27 protein-coding genes and 1 other annotated feature are annotated in these 25245 nt (G+C 59.8%); of the genes, 12 read left to right on the top strand and 15 right to left on the bottom strand.

Annotated features, from left to right (window positions below):
* Positions 1-137 precede the first annotated feature (137 nt).
* From ABGT73_RS07035 to ABGT73_RS07090, 12 genes are all read left to right on the top strand, one after another.
* Positions 138-1187, top strand: a complete 1050-nt coding sequence (locus ABGT73_RS07035; protein ID WP_346669087.1) for a polysaccharide biosynthesis protein — start codon at positions 138-140, stop codon at positions 1185-1187.
* Positions 1177-2325 carry an NAD-dependent epimerase/dehydratase family protein gene (locus ABGT73_RS07040; RefSeq protein ID WP_346669088.1) on the top strand — a complete coding sequence of 383 codons (1149 nt, stop codon included), beginning with the start codon at positions 1177-1179 and terminating at the stop codon, positions 2323-2325. The genes ABGT73_RS07035 and ABGT73_RS07040 overlap by 11 nt, the downstream gene beginning before the upstream one ends.
* A gap of 25 nt (positions 2326-2350) precedes the next feature.
* Positions 2351-3490: a non-hydrolyzing UDP-N-acetylglucosamine 2-epimerase gene (wecB, locus tag ABGT73_RS07045; protein WP_346669089.1), complete on the top strand. Its 1140-nt coding sequence runs from the start codon at positions 2351-2353 to the stop codon at positions 3488-3490.
* A 1-nt stretch (position 3491) separates the two neighbouring features.
* On the top strand, positions 3492-4715 hold the full coding sequence (locus ABGT73_RS07050) for a glycosyltransferase family 4 protein (protein WP_346669090.1): 1224 nt from the start codon (positions 3492-3494) through the stop codon (positions 4713-4715).
* Between the two features lie 23 nt (positions 4716-4738).
* The gene (locus ABGT73_RS07055; protein ID WP_346669091.1) at positions 4739-5458 is read left to right on the top strand and encodes a glycosyltransferase family 2 protein; all 720 of its coding nucleotides are present in this window, start codon (positions 4739-4741) and stop codon (positions 5456-5458) included.
* Positions 5455-5808: a DUF2304 domain-containing protein gene (locus ABGT73_RS07060; protein ID WP_346669092.1), complete on the top strand. Its 354-nt coding sequence runs from the start codon at positions 5455-5457 to the stop codon at positions 5806-5808. The genes ABGT73_RS07055 and ABGT73_RS07060 overlap by 4 nt, the downstream gene beginning before the upstream one ends.
* Before the next feature lie 39 nt (positions 5809-5847).
* A complete protein-coding gene (locus ABGT73_RS07065; RefSeq protein WP_346669093.1) occupies positions 5848-7350 on the top strand; it encodes an MBOAT family O-acyltransferase in 1503 nt (500 codons plus the stop codon).
* 18 nt (positions 7351-7368) lie between these two features.
* The gene (locus tag ABGT73_RS07070; protein ID WP_346669094.1) at positions 7369-8799 is read left to right on the top strand and encodes a hypothetical protein; all 1431 of its coding nucleotides are present in this window, start codon (positions 7369-7371) and stop codon (positions 8797-8799) included.
* Positions 8800-8802: 3 nt separating this feature from the next.
* Positions 8803-9342 carry a hypothetical protein gene (locus tag ABGT73_RS07075; RefSeq protein ID WP_346669095.1) on the top strand — a complete coding sequence of 180 codons (540 nt, stop codon included), beginning with the start codon at positions 8803-8805 and terminating at the stop codon, positions 9340-9342.
* Positions 9343-9404: 62 nt separating this feature from the next.
* Positions 9405-10448, top strand: coding sequence for an acyltransferase family protein (locus ABGT73_RS07080; RefSeq protein ID WP_346669096.1), 1044 nt, complete (start codon positions 9405-9407; stop codon positions 10446-10448).
* Positions 10449-10568: 120 nt separating this feature from the next.
* Positions 10569-10889, top strand: a complete 321-nt coding sequence (locus tag ABGT73_RS07085) for a PadR family transcriptional regulator (protein WP_346669097.1) — start codon at positions 10569-10571, stop codon at positions 10887-10889.
* Positions 10890-10930: 41 nt separating this feature from the next.
* The gene (locus tag ABGT73_RS07090) at positions 10931-11617 is read left to right on the top strand and encodes a hypothetical protein (RefSeq protein WP_346669098.1); all 687 of its coding nucleotides are present in this window, start codon (positions 10931-10933) and stop codon (positions 11615-11617) included.
* A 233-nt stretch (positions 11618-11850) separates the two neighbouring features.
* Here the strand turns inward: ABGT73_RS07090 and leuB are convergent, their stop codons facing one another.
* From leuB to ABGT73_RS07165, 15 genes are all read right to left on the bottom strand, one after another.
* A complete protein-coding gene (gene leuB / locus ABGT73_RS07095; RefSeq protein WP_346669099.1) occupies positions 11851-12921 on the bottom strand; it encodes a 3-isopropylmalate dehydrogenase in 1071 nt (356 codons plus the stop codon).
* A gap of 14 nt (positions 12922-12935) precedes the next feature.
* Positions 12936-13415: a 3-isopropylmalate dehydratase small subunit gene (gene leuD, locus ABGT73_RS07100; protein ID WP_346669100.1), complete on the bottom strand. Its 480-nt coding sequence runs from the start codon at positions 13413-13415 to the stop codon at positions 12936-12938.
* A gap of 2 nt (positions 13416-13417) precedes the next feature.
* Positions 13418-14677 (bottom strand): 3-isopropylmalate dehydratase large subunit, encoded by a 1260-nt coding sequence (leuC, locus tag ABGT73_RS07105; RefSeq protein WP_346669101.1) that lies wholly within the window; start codon positions 14675-14677, stop codon positions 13418-13420.
* Between the two features lie 30 nt (positions 14678-14707).
* Positions 14708-16375: a 2-isopropylmalate synthase gene (locus tag ABGT73_RS07110; RefSeq protein WP_346669102.1), complete on the bottom strand. Its 1668-nt coding sequence runs from the start codon at positions 16373-16375 to the stop codon at positions 14708-14710.
* A gap of 77 nt (positions 16376-16452) precedes the next feature.
* Positions 16453-16727 (bottom strand) — a binding site (T-box leader).
* A 104-nt stretch (positions 16728-16831) separates the two neighbouring features.
* Positions 16832-17542 (bottom strand): hypothetical protein, encoded by a 711-nt coding sequence (locus tag ABGT73_RS07115; protein ID WP_346669103.1) that lies wholly within the window; start codon positions 17540-17542, stop codon positions 16832-16834.
* A gap of 212 nt (positions 17543-17754) precedes the next feature.
* Positions 17755-18036: an HAAS signaling domain-containing protein gene (locus ABGT73_RS07120; RefSeq protein WP_346669104.1), complete on the bottom strand. Its 282-nt coding sequence runs from the start codon at positions 18034-18036 to the stop codon at positions 17755-17757.
* Positions 18033-18353 carry a PadR family transcriptional regulator gene (locus ABGT73_RS07125; RefSeq protein ID WP_346669105.1) on the bottom strand — a complete coding sequence of 107 codons (321 nt, stop codon included), beginning with the start codon at positions 18351-18353 and terminating at the stop codon, positions 18033-18035. The genes ABGT73_RS07120 and ABGT73_RS07125 overlap by 4 nt, the downstream gene beginning before the upstream one ends.
* A gap of 43 nt (positions 18354-18396) precedes the next feature.
* Complete coding sequence (locus tag ABGT73_RS07130; RefSeq protein WP_346669106.1) at positions 18397-18771, bottom strand: HAAS signaling domain-containing protein; 375 nt, start codon at positions 18769-18771, stop codon at positions 18397-18399.
* A 532-nt stretch (positions 18772-19303) separates the two neighbouring features.
* A complete protein-coding gene (locus ABGT73_RS07135) occupies positions 19304-20041 on the bottom strand; it encodes an acyl-ACP thioesterase domain-containing protein (protein ID WP_346669107.1) in 738 nt (245 codons plus the stop codon).
* A 116-nt stretch (positions 20042-20157) separates the two neighbouring features.
* Positions 20158-21402, bottom strand: a complete 1245-nt coding sequence (locus ABGT73_RS07140; RefSeq protein WP_346669108.1) for a spermidine/putrescine ABC transporter substrate-binding protein — start codon at positions 21400-21402, stop codon at positions 20158-20160.
* A 1-nt stretch (position 21403) separates the two neighbouring features.
* Positions 21404-22255, bottom strand: a complete 852-nt coding sequence (locus ABGT73_RS07145; RefSeq protein WP_346669109.1) for an ABC transporter permease — start codon at positions 22253-22255, stop codon at positions 21404-21406.
* A gap of 1 nt (position 22256) precedes the next feature.
* Positions 22257-23078: an ABC transporter permease gene (locus ABGT73_RS07150; RefSeq protein ID WP_346669110.1), complete on the bottom strand. Its 822-nt coding sequence runs from the start codon at positions 23076-23078 to the stop codon at positions 22257-22259.
* Between the two features lie 3 nt (positions 23079-23081).
* Complete coding sequence (gene potA / locus ABGT73_RS07155; RefSeq protein WP_346669111.1) at positions 23082-24128, bottom strand: spermidine/putrescine ABC transporter ATP-binding protein; 1047 nt, start codon at positions 24126-24128, stop codon at positions 23082-23084.
* Between the two features lie 300 nt (positions 24129-24428).
* Positions 24429-25001: a hypothetical protein gene (locus ABGT73_RS07160; RefSeq protein ID WP_346669112.1), complete on the bottom strand. Its 573-nt coding sequence runs from the start codon at positions 24999-25001 to the stop codon at positions 24429-24431.
* Positions 25002-25022: 21 nt separating this feature from the next.
* Positions 25023-25235 carry a zinc ribbon domain-containing protein gene (locus ABGT73_RS07165; protein ID WP_346669113.1) on the bottom strand — a complete coding sequence of 71 codons (213 nt, stop codon included), beginning with the start codon at positions 25233-25235 and terminating at the stop codon, positions 25023-25025.
* Positions 25236-25245: the final 10 nt, after the last annotated feature.

Here is a 25245-nt window from a genome sequence, read left to right on the forward strand (position 1 = left end):
GCGTTTTTACGGTAGTATACCACAAAAAGCAGCAATTTCCAAGAGGATGCACTTTTCAAACCCGGAGGAATGTGTTAAAATAGGAAAGATTATAAAGGAGATTTGCGTCCCGACGCAGAAATAATAAGGAGGCCTTTATGGCAAGCACCATTTTCAAAGACAAAACCCTTCTGATCACCGGCGGCACCGGCAGTTTCGGCCACACCGTGCTCAAGCACTTTCTGACCACCGACATCGGCGAAATCCGTATTTTCTCCCGTGACGAGAAAAAGCAGGACGATATGCGCCACGAGCTGCAGGCCCAGTACCCCGAGCACTACGAGAAGGTCAAGTTCTACATCGGCGATGTGCGTAACATCCAGAGCCTGCGGGATGTGATGCCCGGCGTCAACTTTATCTTCCATGCTGCGGCCCTCAAGCAGGTTCCCTCCTGCGAGTTCTTCCCCATGGAAGCAGTGCGCACCAACATCGAGGGTACCGACAACATGCTTCACGCCGCCATCGAGGCCAACGTGGAGCGCGTAGTCTGCCTTTCCACCGACAAGGCCGCCTATCCCATCAACGCCATGGGCATCTCCAAGGCCATGATGGAACATGTCATTACCGCCAACGCCCGTGTCTCCGCCCAGCGCGGCGGCCCCGTCATCTGCTGCACCCGCTACGGCAACGTCATGTGCAGCCGCGGCAGCGTGATTCCGCTGTTTGTGGAACAGATCCGGGCCGGTCACCCCATCACCATCACCGACCCCAACATGACCCGTTTCCTCATGAACCTGGACGAGGCTGTGGATCTGGTCATGTTCGCCTTTGAGCATGCCAACCCCGGCGACCTCTTCATCCAGAAGTCCGACGCCTCCACCATCGGGGACCTGGCCAAGGCCGTGCAGACGCTGTTCGGCGACACCGGCACCCGCATCATCGGTACCCGCCACGGCGAAAAACTCTACGAAACGCTGATGACCAAGGAAGAGCGCACCCGTTCCGAGGATATGGGCGGTTACTTCCGTGTGGCAGCCGACACCCGCGACCTGAACTACGACAAGTTCTTCGTCAAGGGCCAGGTGCACACCCAGGCGGACGAGGACTACACCAGCCACAACACCCGCCGCCTGAATGTGGAGCAGACCATCGAAAAGATCATGACCACCGATTATATCAAGGAGGAGCTGGCCAAAAATGCCCAATGAGAACTCTTCCCTTCCGACGCCCATCCTGATCACCGGCGCCGGCGGCTTTGTGGGACGCAATCTGGTAGCCACCCTGCACGCCATGGGCTGCCGTGATCTTATGCTGTTTGAGAAGGACGACACCGTGGAAACCCTGGCGGATTACTGCCGCCGGGCCGCCTTTGTGGTGCATCTGGCCGGAATCAACCGTCCCAAGGACCCCAGCGAATTTTACAGCGGCAATGCCGGGCTGACTGACACCATGCTCCATCTTCTGGAGGAGAGCGGCAACCGGGCGCCGGTTCTCGTGACCAGCAGCATCCAGGCCGCGCTGGACAATGACTACGGTAAGAGCAAAAAACAGGCGGAGGACGCCATCTTCGCCCACGGGAAAAACACCGGTGCGCCGGTGTACGTCTTCCGCATGGAGGGCGTCTTCGGCAAGTGGTGCCGCCCCAACTACAACAGCGTGGTGGCAACGTTCTGCCATAACATTGCCCGGGATCTGCCCATCGAGGTGCGGGACCCCGCCTACGAACTGCCGCTGGTCTACATTGACGATGTGATCGCCTGTATCCTGGACGCCCTGCAGCAGGGCAAGGCCCAGCGCGACGAGGAAGGCTACTGCCGCATCCATCCGGTGCACCGGGTGACCCTGGGCCGTCTGGCCGAACTGATCCGCAGCTTTGCCGAGGCCCGCAAGGGAAGTCTCGCTGTGCCCTATCTGGCAGAGGGCAGCTTTGAAAAGAAGCTGTACTCCACTTACCTGAGCTACCTGCCCACCGACCAGTTTGCCTACGATCTGAATATGCACTGCGATGACCGGGGCAGCTTTACCGAAGTGCTGCGCACGCCGGAGCGCGGACAGGTCAGCGTGAATATTTCCAAGCCCGGCATCGTCAAGGGCAACCACTGGCATCACACCAAAAACGAGAAGTTTCTGGTGGTCCGGGGGGAGGGCATCATCCGTTTCCGCCGCCCCGACAGCCAGGAGATCATCGAATACCGCGTCAGCGGCAGCAAGTTGCAGGTGGTGGACATTCCCTGCGGATACACCCACAACATTGAGAATGTGGGCAGCGAAGAGATGGTCACCCTGATGTGGGCCAACGAATGCTTTGACCCCGACCATCCCGACACCTTCTACCTGCCGGTATAATTTTACGAAATAAGGATGTTTTTTCATGAACAAGCTAAAACTGATGACGATCATCGGCACCCGGCCGGAAATCATCCGTCTGAGCGCCGTCATCAAAAAATGCGACAAGTATTTCGATCAGATCCTGGTGCATACCGGGCAGAACTACGACTACAACCTGAACCAGGTCTTCTTTGAGGACCTGGGGCTGCGGGCTCCCGACTTTTATCTGGACGCCGTAGGCAAGGACCTGGGCGAGACCATCGGCAACATCATCGCCAAGTCCTACGCCCTGATGGTGGAGCAGAAACCCGACGCCCTGCTGATCCTGGGCGACACCAACTCCTGCCTGAGCGCTATTTCCGCCAAGCGGCTGCACATTCCCATCTTCCACATGGAGGCCGGCAACCGCTGCTTTGACGAGTGCCTGCCCGAGGAGACCAACCGCCGCATCGTCGACCACATCGCCGATGTGAACATGTGCTACTCCGAGCATGCCCGCCGCTACCTCAACGCCGAGGGCACTGCCAAGGAGCGCACCTTCGTCACCGGCAGCCCCATGGCCGAGGTGCTCCACGCCAATCTGGAAAAGATCGAGGCCTCCGATGTGCTGGAACGCCTGGGACTGGAGCCCCGGAAGTACATGCTGCTTTCGGCCCACCGGGAGGAAAACATCGATACCGAGCAGAATTTCATCGATCTGTTCACCTCCATCAACCATCTGGCCGAGACCTACGACATGCCCATCCTGTACTCCTGCCATCCCCGCAGCAAAAAGCGGCTGGATGCCATGGGATTCCAGCTGGACAAGCGGGTCAAGCTCCATGAGCCCCTGGGCTTCCATGACTACAACCATCTGCAGATGAACGCCTTTGCCGTCATCTCGGACTCCGGCACGTTGCCGGAGGAGTCCAGCTTCTTCACCAGCGTGGGGCATCCCTTCCCCGCGGTCTGCATCCGCACCTCCACCGAACGTCCCGAAGCCCTGGACAAGGGCTGCTTTGTTCTGGCCGGCATCCGCGCCGGCGGCGTGGAGCAGGCCGTGGAAACCGCTGTGGCCATGAATGCCAACGGCGACGACGGCATCCCCGTCCCCTACTATACCGAGGATGTATCCAACAAGGTGGTCAAGATCATCCAGAGCTACACCGGTGTGGTGAACAAGATGGTGTGGAGAAAGTACTGAGATGGGTAAACGCATCCTTGTGGTAACCCAGCACTTCTGGCCGGAGAACTTCCGCATCAATGATATTGTGGAAGGTTTTTTACAGGACGGCCTGGAAGTGGATGTGCTCTGCGGACTGCCCAACTATCCCAAGGGCGAGTGGTTTGAGGGCTACGGTCCCCACGGCCCCTGGGAGGAATCCTACGGCGGCGCCCGGGTCTTCCGGGCCAAAGAGTGGCCGCGCCGGGGCAATACCAGCGTCAACATTTTCCTGAACTATGTGAGCTGGCCCATCCATGCTGCTGCGGCGCTGAAGCGCCTGCCGGGCGGCTACGATGCAGTGTTCTGCTTCAACACCAGCCCGGTGCTCATGTGCTGGCCGGCCATCCGCTATGCTAAAAAGCATCATATCCCCTTCACCAACTATGTGCTGGACCTCTGGCCGGAAAATCTGTACAGCGTTCTGCCGGTACACAACGGGCTGCTGCGGCGCATTGCCCAGGGCGTCAGCGATTTTCTCTACAAGCGGGCCGACCGCCTGATCGCCATGAGTGAGCCGCTGCAGCAGCGGCTTTGCCAGCGCACCGGCAAAACGCCCGATGCGGTGGCAGTGATTCCCCAGTACTGCGAAGATTTCTATGCGGTGCCCCAGCGGGATGAGGCTTTGGAAGCCCAGTTTGCCAGCCGGTTCAACCTGGTGTTCACCGGCACCTTCACGCCGGCGCAGAGCCTGGACATGGTGCTGCGCGCCGTGCTGGAGGCCCGGGCTGCCGGCGCGCCGGCGCTTCATCTGTTGCTGGTGGGCGACGGCATGAGCCGGGAGAGCCTGCAGGCCTTGGCCCATGAATTGCACGCGGAGGACGCCGTGACCTTTTACGGCAGCGTGCCGGCCAAGGATGTGCCCCGGTTTACCGCACTGGCCGATGCGCTGCTGATCTCCCTGTCGGATTCGCCCGACCTGGGCCTGACGGTTCCCGGCAAGCTGGCCAGCTATATGGCTGCCGGAAAGCCCATCCTGGCCAGCATGAATGGCGCCGGTTTTGCAGCCGTGCAGCAAAGCGGCGGCGGCCTGGTCAGCCCGGCCTGTGACCAGCAGGCGCTGGCCCGGAACATGGTGCGCCTGGTACAGATGTCCGCCGAGGAGCGGGCCGCCCTGGGCGCCAGGGCCAAGGCCTACTATCAGGCACATTACCGCCGGGCGGAACTGCTGCGCCGGCTGGAAACGTTTATTTTGCAGGGCGAGTGAACGCCCGGATGTGAGGTACACCTTTGGACGAAAAAATTTTGGTGCTGATTCCCTGCTACAACGAGGAGGAAAACATCGTCGGCACGGTGGAACGCCTGAAGGCGGTCTGCCCCGACGTGGATTTTCTGGTCATCAACGACTGTTCCACCGACGGCAGCGCTGCCCTGCTGAAAAGCCGCGGCTATCCCTTTTTGGATCTGCCGGTCAACCTTGGCATCGGCGGCGGTGTGCAGTGCGGGTATCTGTATGCGGCGCGCAACGGATACGATGTCACCGTCCAGATGGATGGCGACGGACAGCATGACCCCGCCTATCTGCGGGAAATCATCCAGCCTGTACTGGACGGACAGTTCGATATGTGTATCGGCAGCCGTTTCATCCGCAAGGAGGGCTTCCAGACCAGCTTCATGCGCCGGGTGGGTATCCGCTTCCTCAGCGGGCTGATTCACCTGCTCTGCGGCAAGCGTGTGCTGGATGTGACCAGCGGATTCCGCGCCACCAACGCCCGGATGACCGACTATTTTGCCCGGCATTACGCCGCCGACTACCCGGAGCCGGAAGCCATCCTGGCGGCCAGTCTGGCCGGTTTTTCCGTCGGGGAGGCCCCCGTCATCATGCGGGAGCGCCAGGGCGGTGTGTCCAGCATTTCCAGCTTCAGAAGCGTCTACTACATGGTCAAAGTCTCACTGGCCCTGATCATTGACCGCTTTTCCATCCACAAGACACGGGGGGGCAAGGCATGACACCACAGCTTCAATTTTTCATGATTCTGGGCGCCGTGGCGCTGCTGCTGATTATCTTCGCGTTCCTGAAACGCGGTCTGATGAGCGTCAAGTACAGCCTTCTGTGGCTGGCACTGGCTGTGGGACTGGTCGTTGCGGCGGTCTTCCCCTATGTGATCTATGTGCTGCGGGATCTGCTGGACATCGAGATGCCGGTCAATCTGGTGTTTTTGCTGATGTTCTGTTTTGTGCTGGTGGTGCTGCTGTCCCTGAGCATTGCCATCAGTCAGCTGGCAGATAAATGCAGACGCCTGACCCAGGCCAACGCCATTCTGGAGAAGCGCGTGCGGGATCTGGAAGAAAAGCAATAACCCTGCGGCGGTTATCGGTTGTGTGAACGGAGAGAGAGTATGACAATCACCTGGGAACAGGTTCTCGCCTTTCTGAGCGGGGACCAGACAATGACGATCACCTCGTTGCTGTTTCTTGTCTTTTTTGCGGCAACGGCACTGATCCACTATGCGCTGCCGCGCATTGCCCGTCCCTATTTCCTGCTGGCGGCCAGCTACGCCTTTTTCTGCTATGACCCGGCCAACCGCCCGCTGGTGGGAGTGCTGCTGGGTGCCACCCTGGTTACCTGGCTGTGCGGTCTGCTCATCGGGCGGATCAAGAACCGTGCCGTGCAGGTAGTGGCGCTGCTGGTCGCCATCGCCTTCGGCATTGGGGTGCTCATCTACTACAAATACTGGAACCTTTTGGCCGACAGTCTGGGCGGCAGCTGGCTGGCCCGCCGGGACAATCTGCTGGCGCCGCTGGGACTGAGCTACTTTACCTTTACCGCGCTGAGCTACACCATCGACGTGTTCAAGCACCGCTGCCGGGTGGAGACCAATCCGTTCCACTATGCCCTGTTTGTGAGCTTCTTTCCAACCCTCATCAACGGCCCCATCGAACGTTATCCCCAGCTGCGGCCCCAGATTCAGAAAAGCCGCCGCTTCAGTTACAGCCGCTGCGCCGGCGGTGCCTTCCGCATGCTGTGGGGCTACACCAAAAAGATGGTGATTGCCGACAACCTGAGCCATTATGTCTCGGTGGTGTACGGCGATCCCACCACCATGAGTGGGCCCAACCTGGTGGCGGCCACCGTTCTGTTTGCCATCCAGCTGTACATGGATTTCTCCGGCTGCTGTGACATTGCCCTGGGCGCTGCGCGTATTCTGGGGTACGACCTGATCGAAAACTTCCAGTCCCCCTTTGAATCCCGCAGCTTCGGCGATTTCTGGCGCCGCTGGCATATCTCGATGACCGGCTGGTTCCGGGATTATGTCTACTTTTCCCTGGGCGGCAGCCGCTGCGCCCCCTGGCGCCACTATCTCAATATCATCATAGTTTTCCTGTGCTCGGGTCTCTGGCATGGTGCCGACTGGCGCTATCTGGCCTGGGGTCTGGCCTGCGGCCTGATCTCCGCCTTCAGCGTGCTGACCGCCCGGCCCCGCCGGGCGCTGGGCCGCGTGAATCCGCTGTACCGGGCCAGCTGGTTCAAGACGCTGTGGCAGATTCTGTGCACCAATGTACTGTTCTGCTTCACGCTGGTCTTCTTTGCCAGCGCACTCTACAACGCCGATCCCTTCGCCATCTACGGCGCCATGCTCCAGGGCTGGCAGGATCTGGCCGGCAGCTGGCACCAGATCACGGCGCTGCTCTATGATTCCGGCATCGACGGACGCCTGCCGGTGGTGCTCTGGTTTGGCTGCTTCGTGGTCTTTGCGGTGGAACACACCGGACAGAATGTCTCCGCCTGGATCCGCAAACAGGTCTGGCCGCTGCGCTGGACCCTCTACTACACGGCGGCGGCTGCCATCCTCTTCTTTGCGGCGTTCGGCCAGTCGGCGTTCATCTATCAGCAATACTGACGAAAGGCGGTGTATTCAATGTCTGCAAATTCCCCTACCCCCATTCCCACACCGCCTGTCAGGATCCACCGCGGTGCTCCGACGGCAACGCCTGCCCGTCCCCGCCGGAAACAGAAGCGCATCAACCCCTTTGTGTGGTTTCTGCAAGGTCTGGCGCGGCGTCTCTTCTTCGGCGCCAAAACCGCCTTCAAGTGCCTGCTGCTGGTGCCTATCCTGGTCTTCATGGTGGCTTTCAGCTACAACGTGGACCGCAGCGGTCTGTTCCAGGGTGCCCTGGCACCCCGCCGCATCGTGGACCTGATGCTGGAAGGGTACGATGTGACCAATTTCGAGCAGATGGATGAACGGCAGGTCGTACAATTGTATGCGCAGGACGTGCCTGAAGCGCCGGAGGCCATCGGCATCGGCTCCAGCCGGGTGCTGCAGTTCAACCAGGAAAACACCGGCGTGGAGAGTTTCTTCAACATGGGTGTTACCGGTGCCGATGTCCGGGACAATATGACCAGCTATTACAAGATGGTCAGCTACGGCAAAACACCCAAAGTCCTGCTGTGGAGCCTGGACCCCTGGGTCTTCTACGGCAGCGAAGCGGCCTTTGACTCCCGTGCCGACGCCGACCTGTACAACGAATTTCTGACCAAGGTTCTGAATGTTCCCACCGATTACGAGGAACCGGACAAGGTGGAATTGTGGCGTGCGCTGGCTGACCCCGCCTATTTCCAGGGCAACGTGGATTACTACGTGAAGAACCACGGCCAGGCCACCGTCACCGATGACGACGGTAATGTCATCGAGTTCAATCCCGTGGAGGGCGATCCCTACAACCAGACCTCCACCATCAAGCGGTCGGACGGCAGCGTGCTGTACGACGTGGCGTTCCGCAACCAGAGTGCCGACCAGATCCGGACGCTGGCCGCCGAAGCCTGTATGAGCTTCAACAGCGTACATATGGAAGGCTTCGATGCCCTGAGTGACACCCAGATGCAGGCCTTCGACTCCTTCATCCAGTACGCCCAGTCCCAGGGCACCACCGTGATCCTGGTACTCTCCCCCTGGCACCCCTACCTGTACGGCTATCTGCTGACCGAGCCGGACAATCACAAGGGCTTCTTCCAGGTGGAAAACTGGGTGCGGCAGTACGCAGCCGAGCACAACATTCCGCTGTACGGCAGTTATGACCCGGAATGCATCGAGGGGCTGCAGGAGACCGACTTCTTTGACGGCCTGCACTGCTCAGGCACCGGGCTGGAGCGCTTCTTCCCCGGTATTCCCCAGGTCTTGCAGGACCTGCAAAACAACACGCTGCCCGATCCTCTGGCGGTCCAGCCCCGCACCAGCCTGGAGACCGCCACCGAAGAGGGCTCCGAAAACGCAGCCGAAGGCACGGAGGGCACCGCGGATCCGACTGCTGAAAGCAGCGCCGATACGGGGGCTGCTCAGGAGGAATAATCTATGGAAGTATTTCCGCGTCCGTCTCTTCATCGCCGCCCCCTGATTCTGGGAAAAGGCGGTTTTGGCCGGCAGCTGGCCGACTGGCTGCTGGACGATGGCTGGGGTGAGGCCGTTTTTCTGGACGACAACGCCCCCGGCTGCGCCGGCACGCTGCACGACTACGCCGACCCTGCCCTGCTGCATCCCGGCCGCCCCGCCTTTGTGGCGCTGGGTGACAATGAACTGCGGGTGAAGCTGCTGCAAAAGCTGGCCGCTGCCGGTTACGATACCCCTGTGTACATCAGCGCTTCCGCCTCGGTGAGCCCCAGCGCCGTGCTGGAGCCGGGCTGTGTGATTCTGCCCCAGGCTTACGTGGGGGCCGGTGCCCATCTGGGGGTGGGCTGCATCGTGAACGGCGGTGCCATCGTGGACCATGACGCCGTGCTGGGCCGCGGTGTGCATGTGGCCCCGGGCGGCATTGTCAAGGCCGGCGCCGAGGTTGCCCCCTGCCGCAAGGTAGATTCCGGGGAGATCGTTCGCTCTCCCTGGGAACGCGCATAATACCCCATATCCGCAGCGCGGGCTGAAACCAGCCCGCACTTTTTGATAAAGGAGGGTTTGCTTTGTTGCAACAACAAAACGCATCTCCCAGACGGGATTACATCGATGTCCTGAAAGGTTTGGGCATCCTGCTGGTGGTATTCGGTCACTTCATGGAACAGTACCGGCTGGGTTCCCACCTGATCGGTTCGGTCTTTGTCATCATCTACTGGTTCCACATGGCGCTGTTCTGCATGTGCAGCGGCCTGGTGGCCCATTTCAGTCTGCGCAAACTCCTGCTCCAGCAGCTCTGGCTTTACCTTCTGGGGCAGGCCATCATGCTGGCTTTCCGTGTGATCGTGCTGCGGGAAGACTTCGCCCCTTCCGGCGGCATCCTGATGGCCTTTCTGCTGCCATGGCGGCACATGTGGTATCTCTACGCCCTGCTGTTCTGGCATCTGACCCTGCCGGTGCTCATCTTCCTGCGGGACAAACTGCGCCTGCCCGGTGCGGTGCTGGGTCTGGCGCTGTCGGTGGCCATCAGCCTGTGGGCGGGCACCATCGAATGGCCGTTCACGCTGGTCCGGGTTTTTGCCTTCTATCCCTTCTACGTCTTCGGCGTGCTTTTCCGCCCCCAGATCGATCTGCTGGACCAGGCCGCCCACCGCTTCTGGGCGGTGCGGGTGGTTCCCGCCCTTCTTTTGCTGGGAGGCTACGGCTACTACTTCTGGCAGCTGATGCACTTTGAGAATCCCCCGGGGGAAAGCGCCAAGATCTTCAACGATGTGGCCTACCAGGAGGGCTATGTCATGGCCGACCGGGCACGCTTTCTGCTGGTGGGCATCGTCACCAGCGTGGCGCTGGTGGCCGTGCTGGGCGGTCTCCGCGCGCTGATCCCGCTTGGGCGGCGTACCCTGCCCATCTATCTGCTGCACATGCCCATCCTGACCTTCCTGGTGGATCTCGGCTTCTATGAGCCCGCCCGGGAACACCCGGTGCCCGTCATCATCGCCTGGTTCACCCTGGAGGCCCTGGGCACACTGTGCATCCTCTACAGCAGCCCGGTCAACCGCGTCTGCAATGCCCTGACCAACCTGTGGTACCGTCCCCGCTCCAAACGCAACTGATCTTTTCAAAGCGGCAGTAAAATGACTGCCGCTTTTTTCATTTTCTGCTTGACAGCGGGAGTACCTTGCGATACAATATAGTCAAAGAACATGGTAATGCAAGGTAGTGGAGGTGAGCCGATGTTTGACCGGGCACAGCTGCGCAAGGGCACACTGGAGGGCTGCATCCTGAAGATCATCGCCCGCGAGCCCACCTACGGCTATGCCATCGCCTCCACCCTGCGGGAGAGTGGATTCGCCGACCTGACCGAGGGCACCCTCTATCCCCTGCTGCTGCGCCTGGAACGCAAGGGGCTGATCCTGGCCGAATACCGGGCCGGGCATGGCGGTCCCAGCCGAAAATACTACATCCTGACCGACGATGGCCGCCAGTATCTGGCAGAATTCATGGCGGCCTGGCGAGAAACGTCTGCCAGCATCGATGCCATTCTGCAAGACTGAGTTTTCCCTTCTCTTTCACCACCGAAAGGATGTGACCCGGTATGTTGCTGCAAAACCAGTATACCCTTCTGAAAAAGGCCAACGATCTCAGCGAAGAAACACTGAACACAGAGGACCGCATGACACTCAAGGAGATGGTCGGGCGGCTGCAGGCCCTGACCTGGAACCGGTATGAGATGGAGCGCATCCGCAAGGATCTGATCGGCATGGCGGCCCGGTGCGAGCTGGAGGGCCGCACGCCGCAGCAGGAAGTGGGCGGTGATACCGACCGGTTTCTTTTGGAACTGGCCCCCGACCTGCCCCGCGGCACACCGCTGGATGAAGTCTGCACCTGGTATCCCCGGATGATGCTCATCATGGTACTACTCAATCTGTCGGTGCTGCTGGTGCCCGGCGCCAAGGATCCCCAGGCTGTCCGGATCATCTCCTCCCCCTTCCGATGGCTGCTCTGGCTGTGTGTCTGGGCCTGGTTCCAGCGCATCGCCCTCAAGATCAAGGTCCGGTATGGCAACCTTCCCCAGATTTTGTGGTACATCCTGATGCTGGCCGTCTTTGTGGCCATCTGCCTTCTGCCCAACTTCATTTCGCCCACCTACCCCGTCACCATGAGCTACTGGGCCGCCATTGCCTATGAACTGCTGTGGGCGCTCCTCTGCCAGGTCTGGCAGACCGTACATTACAATCGCTGCGCCGCCCGCCATCCCTGGCAGGAGGTACAGTCTTCCTGAAAGCTCCTCCAAACAACGTACCCCCGGCGATGAGCCCGCAGATAGCTCATTGCCGGGGGTACCGTTTTGTCATGGATATACCGCTCGCACAAACGGTATATCGCCGCAGCAGCTGTTTGCGGTCCTTGCCGCGGGGAAGCTGCCTCCCCTCTCCTCCACAACCTATTCCGGCGTCTTGGCCGCCGGTATGTTTCAACCGCTGTTCCGCACAGAACCGCGGCGGGGAATGGCTTTTACAGTTCCGCCAGAATGGCGTCGCCCATGGCGGTGCATCCCACCTGGGTGCAGCCCGGAGCCATCATGTCGGCGGTGCGCAGTCCTTTGTCCAGCACCGCATTGACGGCCGCCTCAATTTCATCGGCCTCGGCGGGCATATCGAAGCTGTAGCGCAGCATCATGGCTGCCGACAGAATGCAGGCAATGGGGTTGACCACATCCTGGCCGGCGATATCGGGCGCCGAGCCGTGGATGGGCTCATACAGCCCGCAGCTGCCCTCCCCCAGGGAGGAGGACGGCACCATGCCGATGCTGCCGGTGATCTCGCTGGCTTCGTCGGAGAGAATGTCGCCGAACATATTCTCGGTCACGATCACATCGAACTGGGCCGGATTCTTGCAGATCTGCATGGCGCAGTTGTCCACGAACATCTCGCTGTACTCCACCTCGGGGTACTCCGCTGCCAGCCGGTGCATGACGGCGCGCCACAGGCGGCTGGTATCCAGCACGTTGGCCTTGTCCACGCAGGTCAGCTTCTTGCGGCGCTTCATGGCCGTCTCAAAGCCGATGCGGCCGATGCGTTCGATCTCATGTTCCGCATAGGGCATGGTGTCCACGGCCACCTTCTCGCCGTTTTCCTCATAGGTTTTGTGTTCGCCGAAGTAGACACCGCCGATGAGTTCCCGCACCACGATGAAGTCGATGCCCTTGGCCACGATTTCCGCCTTCAGCGGGCTGGCCGCCGCCAGCTGGGGCCAGATCTTGGCCGGGCGGTTGTTGGCATACAGCCCCATGCCGGCACGCAGCCGCAGCAGACCTTTTTCGGGGCGCTTGTCACCAGGCATGCCCTCCCACTTGGGACCGCCGATGGCCCCCAGCAGGACGCTGTCCGACGCCTTGCATTTTTCCAGCTCCGACGCCGGCAGCGGGTCGCCGAACTTGTCGATGGCTTCGCCGCCCATATAGGCACGGGTATAGGTAAAGGTATGGCCGTGCTTAGCGGCGATCTTGTCCAGCACCCGCACCGCCTGGGTGACGATCTCGGGGCTGGAGCAGTCGCCGTAAATCAGTGCAATATTCTTGTTCATGGGTCTTTTCTCCCTTATTTCAGGCTGTTCATCAGGCCGCCCTTGGCAATAATGTTCTGGATAAAGGGCGGGAAAGGCGCCGCCTGGAAGGTCTGGCCGGTGGTCTCGTCGGTGATGACGCCGGTGTCAAAGTCGATGCTGACGGTGTCCCCCTCCGAGATAGCCTCGCTGGCCGCCGGGCACTCCAGGATCGGCAGGCCGATGTTGATGGCGTTGCGGTAGAAGATGCGGGCAAAACTCTTGGCAATGACACAGCTGATGCCCGCCGTCTTGATGGCCAGCGGCGCGTGCTCCCGGGAGGAACCGCAGCCGAAGTTTTCGCCGCCCACCATGATGTCGCCGGGCTTGACCCGGGTGACGAAGGTTTTGTCGATATCCTCCATACAGTGGCTGGCCAGTTCCGCCGCGCTCTGGGTGTTCAGATACCGCGCCGGAATGATCACGTCGGTGTCGATGTTGTCACCGTATTTGAAAACAGGTCCTTTGGCGTTCATATTCAAACCTCCCTGGGATCGGTGATGTAGCCGGTCAGCGCGCTGGCCGCCGCCGTGGCCGGGCTGGCCAGGTAGACTTCGGAATCCACATGGCCCATGCGGCCCACAAAGTTGCGGTTGGTGGTGGAGACGCAGCGCTCTCCGGCCGCCAGAATGCCCATGTAGCCGCCCAGGCAGGGGCCGCAGGTGGGCGTGGAGACGATGCAGCCCGCGTCAATGAAGGCTTCGGTATAGCCGCGGAGGATACATTCCTTATAAACCGCCATGGTGGCCGGAATGATGATGCCCCGCACGCCCTTGGCGATGTGCTTGCCCTTGAGGATCTCGTAGGCCGCCTGCATGTCCTCGATGCGGCCGTTGGTGCAGGAACCGATGACGATCTGGTCGATCCTGATGTCCTTACCCTCCTTGGCCAGGTGGGTATTCTCGGGCAGGTGGGGGTAGCTGACGGTGGGCTCCAGCGCATCCAGGTCGATGGTCACGGTGCGCTCGTACTCCGCGTCGGGATCAGCCTCGTACTTCACCCAGGGGCGCTGGCTGCGGCCCTTGAGGTAGGCCTCGCAGATCTCATCCACCGGGAAGATACCATTCTTGGCACCGGCCTCGATGGCCATATTGCAGATGCAGAGGCGATCCTCCATGGTCAGGCTCCTGACGCCGTCGCCGGTGAACTCGAGGCTCTTGTACAAAGCGCCCGAGACGCCGATCTCGCCGATCAGGTGCAGGATGACATCCTTGCCGCTGACCGGGCGGTGCAGGCTGCCGGTGAGCACCACCTTGATGGCGGCGGGCACCTTGAACCAGGCCACGCCCTTGGCCATGCCGGCGGCCATATCGGTGGAGCCCACGCCGGTGGAGAAAGCGCCCACCGCGCCGTAGGTGCAGGTGTGGCTGTCGGCGCCGATGATGCAGTCGCCCGCCGTGACGATGCCCTTCTCGGGCAGGAGGGCGTGCTCGATGCCCATCTCGCCCACGTCGTAGAAGTTGAGGATGTCGTATTTGTTGGCAAACTCCCGGCACTGCTTGGACTGGGTGGCGCTCTTGATATCCTTGTTGGGGACAAAATGATCCAGCACAATGTTTACGCGGGTCTTATCGAAAACCGAGTCAAACCCGGCCTTTTCAAACTCATTGATGGCCACCGGCGTGGTGATGTCATTGCCCAGCACAATATCCAGTTTGGCGTTGATGAGCTGGCCTGCCTTGACGGTGGTTTCCCCGCAATGGGCGGCCAGGATCTTCTGGGTCATGGTCATTCCCATGATGAACTGCTCCTTTCGTAATGGCGTACCTTACTTGTTGTTGATGGCACTGACAAGGGCGCGGATACCGGCCACGATGATGTCGGTGTGGGTGCCGCAGCCCCAGGTCTCCTCGCCGGAGGCCCACTTCAGGCCCACGTAGGAGCAGGCACGGGAATCGGTATCGGAATCCAGCGCATGTTCGCTGTAGTGCACCAGCGTGAAGTGCATGCCGGTCTGCTGCTCGATGGCCGTGGCCACGGCGTCCAGACGGCCGTTGCCGGTGGCGGTGCAGGTGGCCGTTTTGCCGTTGTCCGAAATGGTGATGTTGGCCGTGATGGTGTGATCGGGATTCTGCACGAAATGGGCCTCGGTCACATTGAAGGGGCTGGTGTGGTTAAGGTAGGCGCGCTCGAAGACATACAGCACTTCCTTGACACTCAGCTCGCGATGCTCGTGGTCGCTGACTTCCTTGACGCGGTAGCCCAGATCCTCCCGCATCTTGGGCGGCGGGTTGTAGCCGTAGTTCTGCTGCAGCAGGAAGCCGATGCCGCCCTTGCCGCTCTGGGAATTGATGCGGATGACATCGGCGTCGTAGGTGCGGCCGATGTCGTGGGGGTCCACCGGGATATAGGGGCAGGTCCAGCGATGCTCGCCCTTCTCCTTGCGCCAGGTCATGCCCTTGGCGATGGCATCCTGATGGCTGCCGCTGAACGCCGCAAAGACCAGGCTGCCGGCATAGGGAGAACGCTCGTAGACATGCATGCGGGTGACCCGCTCATACACCTCGCAGATGGCGGGCATATCGCTGAAATCCAGATGCGGGTCCACGCCGTGGCTGTACATATTCATGGCCAGCGTGATGGCATCCACGTTGCCGGTGCGCTCGCCGTTGCCGAAGAGGCAGCACTCCACGCGCTGGGCGCCGGCCAGCACCGCCAGCTCGGCATCCGCCACGCCGCAGCCGCGGTCATTGTGGGGATGGGTGGAGAGAATGACGCTGTCCCGGTACTTGAGATGGTTGGAGCACCACTCGATCTGGTTGGCGTAGATGTGCGGCATGCTCATCTCCACGGTGACCGGCAGATTGATGATCATGGGCCGATCGGGGGTGGGCTGCATGACATCCAGCACGGCGTTGCAGACCTCCACCGCGTACTCCGGCTCGGTGCCGGTAAAGCTCTCGGGGCTGTACTCGAACAGGAAGTTCCCCTCGTACTCCTCGCTGAGCTGCTTGACCAGCTTGGCGCCGTCCACGGCGATCTGCTTGATCTCCTCCTTGGACTTCTTGAACACCTGTTCCCGCTGGGCCACGCTGGTGGAATTGTAGAAGTGGATGATGGCCCGGGGCGCACCCTTGACCGCCTCAAAGGTCTTGCGGATGATGTGGTCGCGGCACTGGGTCAGCACCTGCAGCGTCACATCGGAGGGTACCCGGTCCTCCTCGATGAGCTTGCGCAGGAACTCGTACTCGGTCTCGCTGGCGGCCGGGAAACCGACCTCGATCTCCTTGAAGCCGATCTTCACCAGCATATCGTAGAATTCCAGCTTCTCCTCCAGGCTCATGGGAACGATGAGGCTCTGGTTGCCGTCGCGCAGGTCCACGCTGCACCAGATCGGCGCCTTCTCGATGTGGTCCTTCTGCGTCCACTGGAATACATGCCCCGGTTCTACCGGCGGCGGATAATACCCTACTGCGTACTTGGTTGCGTCCATCATAGAAAATGCCTCCTTCAAGGTTTCGTGTGCCCTTGAAGGAGGCAATAAAAAAACCGTCCCTCAAAGGCGTTTTGCCTTTGAGAGACGGGAGCAAATACATCTTGCTGTACCCCGCGGTACCACTCTCATTGCCGTCCCCGTTGCAAATGGACGGCCGCTCTGTACGATCGGCCCCAGTCGGGCGAATCGCGCCTGCATGATAACGGTCAGGTTCCGTCCGCACCTACAGCCTTGTGGCCATCAGCACGGCTGCTCCGGGGCCAGTGACGCAAAACCTGCCGCACCGCCTTGCACCATCCGGCGGCTCTCTGTAGCTGGCTGGGAATTGCTTTCTCCCCATCACTGCATTTCCAATACGATTACTTTATCAAATTAAAGCGGCCTTGTCAACCGTCGTTTTGCACAATTTGATTGATTCTGTTTTGTGTGAATCGTGGAAACCCGCCGGGAATTCGCTCAGGAAACACCGTACTGCAGGTTCACGGTGCTGGCCGATACCACTTCCAAAGAACGTGTTGCCGTCGGTTCTTTCGAGCTGGAAGCCGTGCGTTCCACCATGCCGTCCGGGGCGGTGATCTGCGTTTCCCACTCATTGCGCGGCGCACTGAAATTGGCTGCCACATACCCGTGGGGCGCCTGTATACAGACATCCTGGGTCTGGTACTCCGTCCCGTCGGACACTTTTTCCAGCCAGACGTTGCCGATGGCTGTCACCGCATTCAGGTATTCCGTCCGAAGATTACCCGACTGGATAGGGCCGCTGGCGGTAAAGGCATCCAGCTGCCGGATCTGCAGGTCTCCCAGTTCTATGGCGCCGCTGGTGCTGATGTGTACCTCCACCCGGTTAAAAGCATCCGGCGGCAGGGTGATCGTCACATGGGTATCGGGATCGGTGCTGTCACAGACAAAGGCATAACCGTAATCCACCGTCTTGCCGTAATTGACATTGTGGCTCACATCCACATTGCGCACTTCCACCGACGCCTGTTCCCCCGTGCGGAAGACCACATTGCCCCGGGTGAGGTTGACATAGAAGGTCCCTTCACCGGGCGCATCCAGCACACCGCTGTAGGTAACGGCTCCCTGGGCTTCCAGGCCGGCAGCTGCCGTGGGCATGGGAGTCACCTCGGTGGCATCCGGCTCCGAAACCCCGCCTTCCACCGCCATAGAGGCCGTATCGCCGCCCTTGCCGGGGAAACCGCGCAGCCCGAATACCAGCGCGCTGATCTGAATGGCAAGCGCCAGCGCGATGAGCAGCCAGTAGATGATCCACAGCCGACGCCGGACACGTTTGGGAGTGGCGGAAGGTGCAGGGATGCCCTTGTCTGCACTGGCTGCTGGATGGTCCGGCGCCGGCGGCTCGGGTCCGGCGGGCGGTGCTACCGGCGTGGCGGTTTCCGGACAGGGCTTTGCTTCCGGCTGCGGCGTGTCGGCAGGTGTTTTTTCCTCGGCCGGTGTCTCCTGAAGGGCAATGCCCTCCCCTCCAGAATCTTGCGGGCCACCTCTGTCGGGTCGCCCAGCGCTTCCGCCGTCTTTTCCTCCTGCTCACTGCCGGCCGCATCGAAATATTCTTCATAGTAGTTCAGGGCATCCTGCCGTTCCTCGGCAGGCAGGGCGGCCAGCAGCTCTTCCAGCCGGGCCAGATAGGCATACTTCCTCATAACGGCTCCCCCTTAAACAATTTGTTGATCTGGCTGGTATAAGCCTCCCATTCCTCCTGGAAGGCCTCCAGCCGGTCGCGCCCGGCCTCCGTGACCTCGTAATAACGGCGGTTGCGGCCGTTGTACGCTTCATCCCGCACGGTCAGGCATCCATCCTTCTGCAGACGGCGCAGCACAGGATACAGGGTGGATTCCGACAGATCCAGCACCTGCCGGACTTCCTGGGTGATTTTATACCCGTAGGTTCCCTGCTCCTCCCGCGCCACCACCGCCAGCACAATGGCATCCAACAGCGCAGCGCCGGTATTGATGGCCATGGATCGGCCTCCTTCCTTATGGGATTCACTGTTTTTCAGGCATTCAGCTGTCGCCCCCGCCCCGGCCGCCGGGCAGCATTTCGGTCTGCGCCGAAGCGGTATCCGGTGCCTGTGAACCGGAGCTTCCATTTTGGTCGGACAGCGCCCCGATGCCCACGGCCAGCGCTACCACCAGGACCAGCGCCAGCACAGCCAGCAACAGGCGGCCGCGGGCCTCTTCCCGTTGTGCCGTGCGCTCCTTCCGGATATGCTCCGCCACCGTTTCGGGGGAACCCAGCTGTGCGGCCACTTCCTCCTCCCGGCCGGGCTCCGCCATCCTGAAGGCTTCTTCGTAATGCTGCAGAGCGCGCCGGCGATCCTCCCGCGGCAGATCGGCCAGCAGTTCCTCCAGGCGGTTCAGATATGCGTACCGTTTCATGGCGTTGCCTCCTGTCCTATATGGTTCTATATATTATATATCATATAATATTATAGTTTGCAATAGGTTTTTCCGTTTTTTACAACAAAAGGAAGCCCCCGCCCTGAGGGATGGGCGGGGGTTCAAAGAAAGGAGGAGAAGAACACATGAAAAATAAGATAATAACAATTTTAGGAAGCTTTGCAACCCTTGGGGTGTTGCTTAGCTTGTGACTAAATTGTAACCGTTTTGTCACCAGATGTCAATACCGATTTGTTAACATTTTGTAATTTTTAAAGTATGTGCCCTCTATTTGGCGGAACACATAAAAAGAAGCACTGCACTTTGTACAAATTGCAGCCGCAGCGCCAGATTTTCGGCTGCCGGGACGCTTTCGGTGGGCTTGACAAGGATTTTTTCATCGTCATTCCGGGAAAAAGCTGGTTGCCGCGGCGGCTGTTACGGGAAAACAAATATCTCCTCTGCACACATTGCCATGCACCAAAAAGGCCGCCCCGGAAAGGATCTCCAGGGCAGCCTGCAGGGTCCGCTATTATGCAAAAGTGATGCTTGCCTCAAAGGCAGACTTGTCCTCCCGCTGGCCGCAGAAGTAGTACTGCTTTTCCGCCGTCTGGGCCCGCAGAAGCGTGAAGGATTCACCACGGGGAATTTCCCGGTGGTAGTAGATCTTCAGATCCTGCACCACGCCCTGGTCCCACACTTCCCAGGGCAGCGCGTCGCACAGAATATCGGCATAGCGGGTATTGTTCATGTGGCCGTTCATATCACAGCGGGAATAGGTGGCCACACACTCCCCCATCTGCTCACAATCGGCAGGGTCTGCCTTCACCATCTTCATGGGCAGTTCAAAGGGCACGTCGGGCGCCCACTGGTCATTGAACTGTTCGGGATGTTTGCGCAGAATCAGCCGTTTTTCGGTGTCAATCAGCACCCAGCGGCTGTCCAGCACCGCCACCTGGTTGCCAGCTGCATCGTAAAAGGTGGTGATCCGCTTGTTGACGGCCCGTTTGCAGCGCTCCGGCTGGGTAATCGCTGTCAGTACTTCATCCACACGGGGGGTGCGGTCGATATGCAGCGCCTGCTTGGCCAGCACATAGGCAGTATGGGTGGCGGCATACAGCGCATCATTGAGGCCCACCGCTTCGGCATGCATGGTGGCAATCTGCTGGCCGTAGCGCAGCAGCGCGCCGGGTTTCACATTGCCGTGATGGTCCCCGTCGTGGCGATAGACCGTATATTGTTGTGTATAGGTGGCGATCGGTTCCGACATGGCGGTCCCTCCCTCTTGTAATCAATCTGTTTTTTGTCAATTCTTAGTATTATAGCACGTTGCCCCGGGAAATGCAAAAAGAAACCGCAGGCCTGTGCCTGCGGTTTCGGGGCAGATCAATAATCGTCGCGCACTTTTTTGCGCAGCTTGCGCCAGATGTTGAAGAAGGAAATGACCAGGGCCAGAGCCAGCAGCACCACGACCATCCAGCCGCTGCCGCCCTCCTCGTAGCTCTTCATCTCGCTCCACTGGGAATCCAGCTCGGCGTTGATCTCATCGGGCAGGGTGGTGAACACTTCTGCCTTGCTCATGACATCCTCGCCGGGATAGGCGATCTCGCTGTACTTGAGGTCGTCGTCCAGCTGTTCCCATACCGCCGTGATGGGGGTGGAGTAGCCGATATAATCACAGTTGGCCAGGCCCACCGACGGTTCGCACAGATAGTTGATGAACAGTTCGGCGGCTTCCTTGTTGTTGGAATTGGCCGGAATGCACATGCTGTCCACGAAGAAGTTGACGCCCTCGCTGGGATGCACAAAAGCAAGGTCGGGATTGTCGGCAATCATGGTCAGGGCGTCGCCGGCGTAGTAGGGCGCCATGGCCGCCTCGCCGCCCTCCATCTTGTCGAAGATCTCGTCCATGACGTAGGCCTGCACCACGCTCTTCTGGTCCTTGAGCTCCTGCATGACGGTGTCCACTTCCTCCACCGAGCCGGGGTTCAGAGAGTAGCCCAGCTTCTTGGCGGCAATGGCGTAGGCGTCGCGGGAGTTGTTGAACATGAGCACATTGTTGGCGTACTGCACGTCCCACAGAGCCGACCAGCTGGTGGGGGCCTCATCCACCATGGTGGTGTTGTAGATCAGGCCGGTGGTGCCCCACATATAGGGCACGCTGTAGGTGTTGTCGGGGTCAAAGGCCCAGCCCAGGTATTCCTGGCCGATGCCCGCAAAATTCGGGATGTTGTCGAAATCCAGCGGGGCCAGCATCCCCTCCGACGCCATCTTGCCCACCATATAGTCCGAGGGGAAGATCACGTCGTAGGTGGCGCCGCCCGATTTCATCTTGGCGTACAGACTCTCGTTGGAGTCAAAGGTGGTGTAGTTGACCTGGATGCCGGTGAGCTCCTCGAAGGCCGACAGCACATCCACGCTGTCGTCGGAACCATCCGAGATATACAGGCCCCAGTTGTAGACGTTGAGGGTGATGTTGTCATCGGCAAAGCGGGTCCAGTCGTAATCCGAAGATACCGAAATATCGTCGGTCACGGCGATGGTGTCCCCTTCCGCTGCGGCAGAAGGCGCAGCTGCGGCGGCCAGCACACCGGCCGCCAGCACCGTGGCAAACAGTTTTTCTGCTTTCATTTCAGCGCGCCCCCTCTTCCTGCATGGCCTTGCGGATGGCCGTCTGGTTTTTGCGGTAGGCGCGGGAATCCGCCGCGTTGGAGATGAGAATGATGGCGAGGATCACACAGAAAATAACCGCCGACAGCGCGTTGATCTCGGGGCTGACCTTCTTGCGGGTCATGGAGTAGATGGCGATGGGCAGCGTCTGCATGGTGCCGGAGTTGAAGTAGGAGATCATGAAATCATCGATGGAGTAGGTCAGGCAGATGAGGAACGCCGACAGAATCGCCGGGGAAAGCTGCGGCATAATGACCTTGAAAAAGGCCTGCCGCGGCGTGCAGCCCAGATCCAGCGCCGCATTGTAGAGACTGGGATCCAGCTGCCGCAGTTTGGGGCCCACATTGAAGATGACATAGGGCACATTGAAGGTGATGTGGGCGATGATCAGCGTGGGCCAGCCGAAGAGCCCGCCGTCGCCGCCAATGCCGAAGTTCTGCGCCATGACGAAGAGCAGCATCAGCGAAACACCGGTGATGATCTCGGGGTTGACCACCGGCACATAGCTGATGTTGTTGACCAGCAGCTGGGTGCGCCGGCTCATGGAATTGATGCCGATGGTGGCCAGCGTTCCCAGCACGGTGGCCAGCACACTGGAAACCAGCGCCAGCACCAGGCTGAGCCCCAGCGCCGAGAGGATCATCTCGTTGTGGAACAGGCTCCTGTACCAGTCCAGCGTGAAGCCGGTAAAGTTGGAACGGGATTTGCTCTCGTTGAAGCTGAAGGCGATCATGACCGCGATGGGCAGGTACATGAAGCAGAAAATCAGGATGATATAGGTGCGCTGCAACAGGATGGACTGTTTTTTGTTCATCTCACATCACCCCTTCCATTTCCGACTCGTCGAAGCTGGAGGTGAAGCTCATGCAGAGCAGCACGATGACCATCAGCACCAGGCTCATGGCAGAACCCAGGTTCAGGTTGTAGGAGTTGCCCAGGAACTGCAGTTCGATCAAATCGCCGATGAGCAGGTTGGAACCGCCGCCCAGCATCCGGCTGATGATGAAGGTGGAGACCGACGGCACGAACACCTGGGTGATGCCGGTGGCAATGCCGGGGCCGGTGAGCGGCACCAGCACCCGCCAGAGAATCTGCCAGACGTTGCAGCCCAGGTCCTGGGCCGCCTCGATGATGGAGTCATCGATCTTGGTCATGGCGGTATAGATGGGCAGGATCATGAAGGGCAGATAGTTGTACACCATGCCCAGCACCACGGCGCCGGAGGTGTTGATCATATTGAAGGGGCCGATGCCGAACAAACCCAGGAACTTGTTGATCAGGCCGTTTTTCTCCAGCAGGGTCATCCAGGCGTAGGTGCGCAGCAAAAAGTTCATCCACATGGGCAGCATAACCAGCATGAGCATGATGTGCTGTTTATTGGCACGCAGCCGGGAGAGAAAATACCCCACCGGGAAAGCGAGGATCAGACAGATGACGGTGGACACCGCCGCCAGAATGAGACTGCGGGCAAAGACGCTGGAATACCGGCCGATCTGGGTCAGGTTTTCCAGAGTGAACTGGCCGTCCGAGTTGGTCATGGCATACCAGATCACGATGAAGAGCGGCACCACGATGAAGGCAGCCATCCAGACCAGGTAGGGACCGGCCAGCCACCGGGAGGTTTTGGATTTGAGCATCGCTTACACCTCCGTACGGGCCATGATGTGGATCTCGTCGGGGCCGATGTTCATGCCGATCAGTTCGCCGGGCTGGCTGGCCTGGGTGGAGTGGATCAACCATTCGTAGCCTTCCACATCCACGTGCATTTCGAAGTGCACCCCCTTGAAGATCACTTCCCGCACAAGGCCGGTGAGCATACCCACCGAGGGCGGCACGATCTGCACGTCCTCGGGACGGATGACCACCTGCACCGGCTCGTTGGGCTTGAAGCCCCGGTCCACACAGGTGAAATCGTGGCCGCCGAAGTTGACCAGGAAGTCCTTGATCATGACGCCATCCACAATGTTGGAATCGCCGATGAACCGGGCCACAAAGGCGTTGCGCGGTTCGTTGTAGATGTCCTGGGGCGAGCCGATCTGCTGGATGTTGCCCCCCGACATGACCACCACGGTGTCCGACATGGTCAGCGCTTCCTCCTGGTCATGGGTGACATAGACGAAGGTGATGTTCATTTCCCGCTGGAGGCGCTTGAGCTCCAGCTGCATCTCCTTGCGGAGCTTGAGGTCCAAAGCGCCCAGAGGCTCGTCCAGCAGAAGCACCCGGGGCTGATTGACCAGGCTGCGGGCAATGGCCACGCGCTGCTGCTGGCCGCCCGACAACTGATGGATGCTGCGCCGCTCGAAGCCCTTGAGGCCGACGGTCTCCAGCATTTCCAGCACCTTGGGGCGGATCTCCTCCTCCGGCATCTTTTTCAGCCGCAGACCGAAGGCCACGTTTTCAAAGACGTTCAGATGCGGAAACAGTGCGTACTTCTGGAACACTGTGTTGACCTGACGCTTGTAGGGCGGCAGGTCCGCGATGTCCTTGCCATCAAAAAAGACATTGCCCGATTTCGGGGTGATGAACCCGGCAATCACGCGCAGCGTTGTGGTCTTGCCACAGCCCGAAGGGCCCAGGAAAGTCACAAACTCCTTGTCGTGAATGTCGAGGGAAAGTCCGTCCAGAACCTTCTGCCCGTCGAAATCGACAACAATGTCTTTCAGTGATACGATGATGTTTTCGTCCATATTACTGCATCCCCCTTTGCGGAATTTCCCGTCGTGGGGTCAGCAGTCTTGTGCGGCTCGGACCGCCTGCGTCCCCCTGCGGGTCAGCGCGCTTTATGCCGCCCCGCAAAGGTTTGTTACACGGTCCTTTCCCGTGGGAAAGGTCGCTACAAGCAGCACATACAACGCCAATGTGGCAGGGTACGATCAGATTTACCCTCAGATGCACACAAGATACATTATACGGCAAGCACAGGGTTTGTCAACAGCCTGCGTTACCATTGTGGTAAAGAATTTTCAAGATTGCTGTAAAGTATATTTTCAGGCGGCTTTCTGCCCGTCCCCGAAGGTCCGGCGCAGGGAATCCAGCAGGTCGGATTTCCCGGAGACTGCCTCCTCCACCTTTTTCTGCATCGCTTCCAGAAAAGCCTCCGAGGAGACCGGCTGCCCGTTCAGCGTAACGCTCACATCGCCCTTGAAGCCCGCGCTCTTTCCGGCGATGCGCAGATCATACCGGCCTGCCGGCAAGGTCACCGTCATGGGATCCTGGCTGTCCAGCGACCACCGGGCGACCAGTGTTTTCTCCTTCGTGTTGACCACCAGCAATTTGGCTTCGCCCCGTGTCCTGGCCAGCGTGGATTCCACTTCGCACAGCGTTTTGTCCTCCGACACTGTAAAAGAGACCAGTGTCCTGACGCCGGTAAAGCTGCCCGCGCTTAAAGAGTAGCTGCCCTCGTCCTCGTCGTTGCCCCACCACATGATGGTGGCAAAGTGGTTGGCCCCATCGGTGAGGAAAGATTCATCCTCGTACCGGCTATCATACTGGCTGCAGCCGCACAGCAGCAGCGCCGTGAGCACAGCCACACACCACAGCAGCCATCTGCGTTGTTTCATACCCTTTTCCTCCTTTGGACATCAACCGCCGATCAGGAAGTCCAGCACATCCCAGCCGTCGCCGCCCTGTTCCTTGTACAGTTCGGTGTAGCCGCACTGGCAGCAGCTGACCGTGACAAACTTTTTGTTCTGAATATCGAACAGCTTGGCAAAGTTTCCGCCGGTGGCCTGCAGACGGTCCGCCTCATATTCGGTGCAGCCGCATTTGGGACATACATACTGACGTTTTTCCATAAAACACACT

Source organism: uncultured Subdoligranulum sp. (assembly GCF_963931595.1).
In the GTDB taxonomy this organism is placed as follows: Bacteria; Bacillota; Clostridia; order Oscillospirales; family Ruminococcaceae; genus Gemmiger.

Coding starts and splice junctions, on each gene's coding strand:
- ABGT73_RS07035 (WP_346669087.1), top strand. CDS start 138: ATGGCAAGCACCATTTTCAAAGACAAAACCCTTCTGATCACCGGCGGC.
- ABGT73_RS07040 (WP_346669088.1), top strand. CDS start 1,177: ATGCCCAATGAGAACTCTTCCCTTCCGACGCCCATCCTGATCACCGGC.
- wecB (WP_346669089.1), top strand. CDS start 2,351: ATGAACAAGCTAAAACTGATGACGATCATCGGCACCCGGCCGGAAATC.
- ABGT73_RS07050 (WP_346669090.1), top strand. CDS start 3,492: ATGGGTAAACGCATCCTTGTGGTAACCCAGCACTTCTGGCCGGAGAAC.
- ABGT73_RS07060 (WP_346669092.1), top strand. CDS start 5,455: ATGACACCACAGCTTCAATTTTTCATGATTCTGGGCGCCGTGGCGCTG.
- ABGT73_RS07065 (WP_346669093.1), top strand. CDS start 5,848: ATGACAATCACCTGGGAACAGGTTCTCGCCTTTCTGAGCGGGGACCAG.
- ABGT73_RS07070 (WP_346669094.1), top strand. CDS start 7,369: ATGTCTGCAAATTCCCCTACCCCCATTCCCACACCGCCTGTCAGGATC.
- ABGT73_RS07075 (WP_346669095.1), top strand. CDS start 8,803: ATGGAAGTATTTCCGCGTCCGTCTCTTCATCGCCGCCCCCTGATTCTG.
- ABGT73_RS07085 (WP_346669097.1), top strand. CDS start 10,569: ATGTTTGACCGGGCACAGCTGCGCAAGGGCACACTGGAGGGCTGCATC.
- ABGT73_RS07090 (WP_346669098.1), top strand. CDS start 10,931: ATGTTGCTGCAAAACCAGTATACCCTTCTGAAAAAGGCCAACGATCTC.
- leuB (WP_346669099.1), bottom strand. CDS start 12,921: ATGAACAAGAATATTGCACTGATTTACGGCGACTGCTCCAGCCCCGAG.
- leuD (WP_346669100.1), bottom strand. CDS start 13,415: ATGAACGCCAAAGGACCTGTTTTCAAATACGGTGACAACATCGACACC.
- leuC (WP_346669101.1), bottom strand. CDS start 14,677: ATGGGAATGACCATGACCCAGAAGATCCTGGCCGCCCATTGCGGGGAA.
- ABGT73_RS07110 (WP_346669102.1), bottom strand. CDS start 16,375: ATGATGGACGCAACCAAGTACGCAGTAGGGTATTATCCGCCGCCGGTA.
- ABGT73_RS07115 (WP_346669103.1), bottom strand. CDS start 17,542: ATGGCGGTGGAAGGCGGGGTTTCGGAGCCGGATGCCACCGAGGTGACT.
- ABGT73_RS07120 (WP_346669104.1), bottom strand. CDS start 18,036: ATGAGGAAGTATGCCTATCTGGCCCGGCTGGAAGAGCTGCTGGCCGCC.
- ABGT73_RS07125 (WP_346669105.1), bottom strand. CDS start 18,353: ATGGCCATCAATACCGGCGCTGCGCTGTTGGATGCCATTGTGCTGGCG.
- ABGT73_RS07130 (WP_346669106.1), bottom strand. CDS start 18,771: ATGAAACGGTACGCATATCTGAACCGCCTGGAGGAACTGCTGGCCGAT.
- ABGT73_RS07135 (WP_346669107.1), bottom strand. CDS start 20,041: ATGTCGGAACCGATCGCCACCTATACACAACAATATACGGTCTATCGC.
- ABGT73_RS07140 (WP_346669108.1), bottom strand. CDS start 21,402: ATGAAAGCAGAAAAACTGTTTGCCACGGTGCTGGCGGCCGGTGTGCTG.
- ABGT73_RS07145 (WP_346669109.1), bottom strand. CDS start 22,255: ATGAACAAAAAACAGTCCATCCTGTTGCAGCGCACCTATATCATCCTG.
- ABGT73_RS07150 (WP_346669110.1), bottom strand. CDS start 23,078: ATGCTCAAATCCAAAACCTCCCGGTGGCTGGCCGGTCCCTACCTGGTC.
- potA (WP_346669111.1), bottom strand. CDS start 24,128: ATGGACGAAAACATCATCGTATCACTGAAAGACATTGTTGTCGATTTC.
- ABGT73_RS07160 (WP_346669112.1), bottom strand. CDS start 25,001: ATGAAACAACGCAGATGGCTGCTGTGGTGTGTGGCTGTGCTCACGGCG.
- ABGT73_RS07165 (WP_346669113.1), bottom strand. CDS start 25,235: ATGGAAAAACGTCAGTATGTATGTCCCAAATGCGGCTGCACCGAATAT.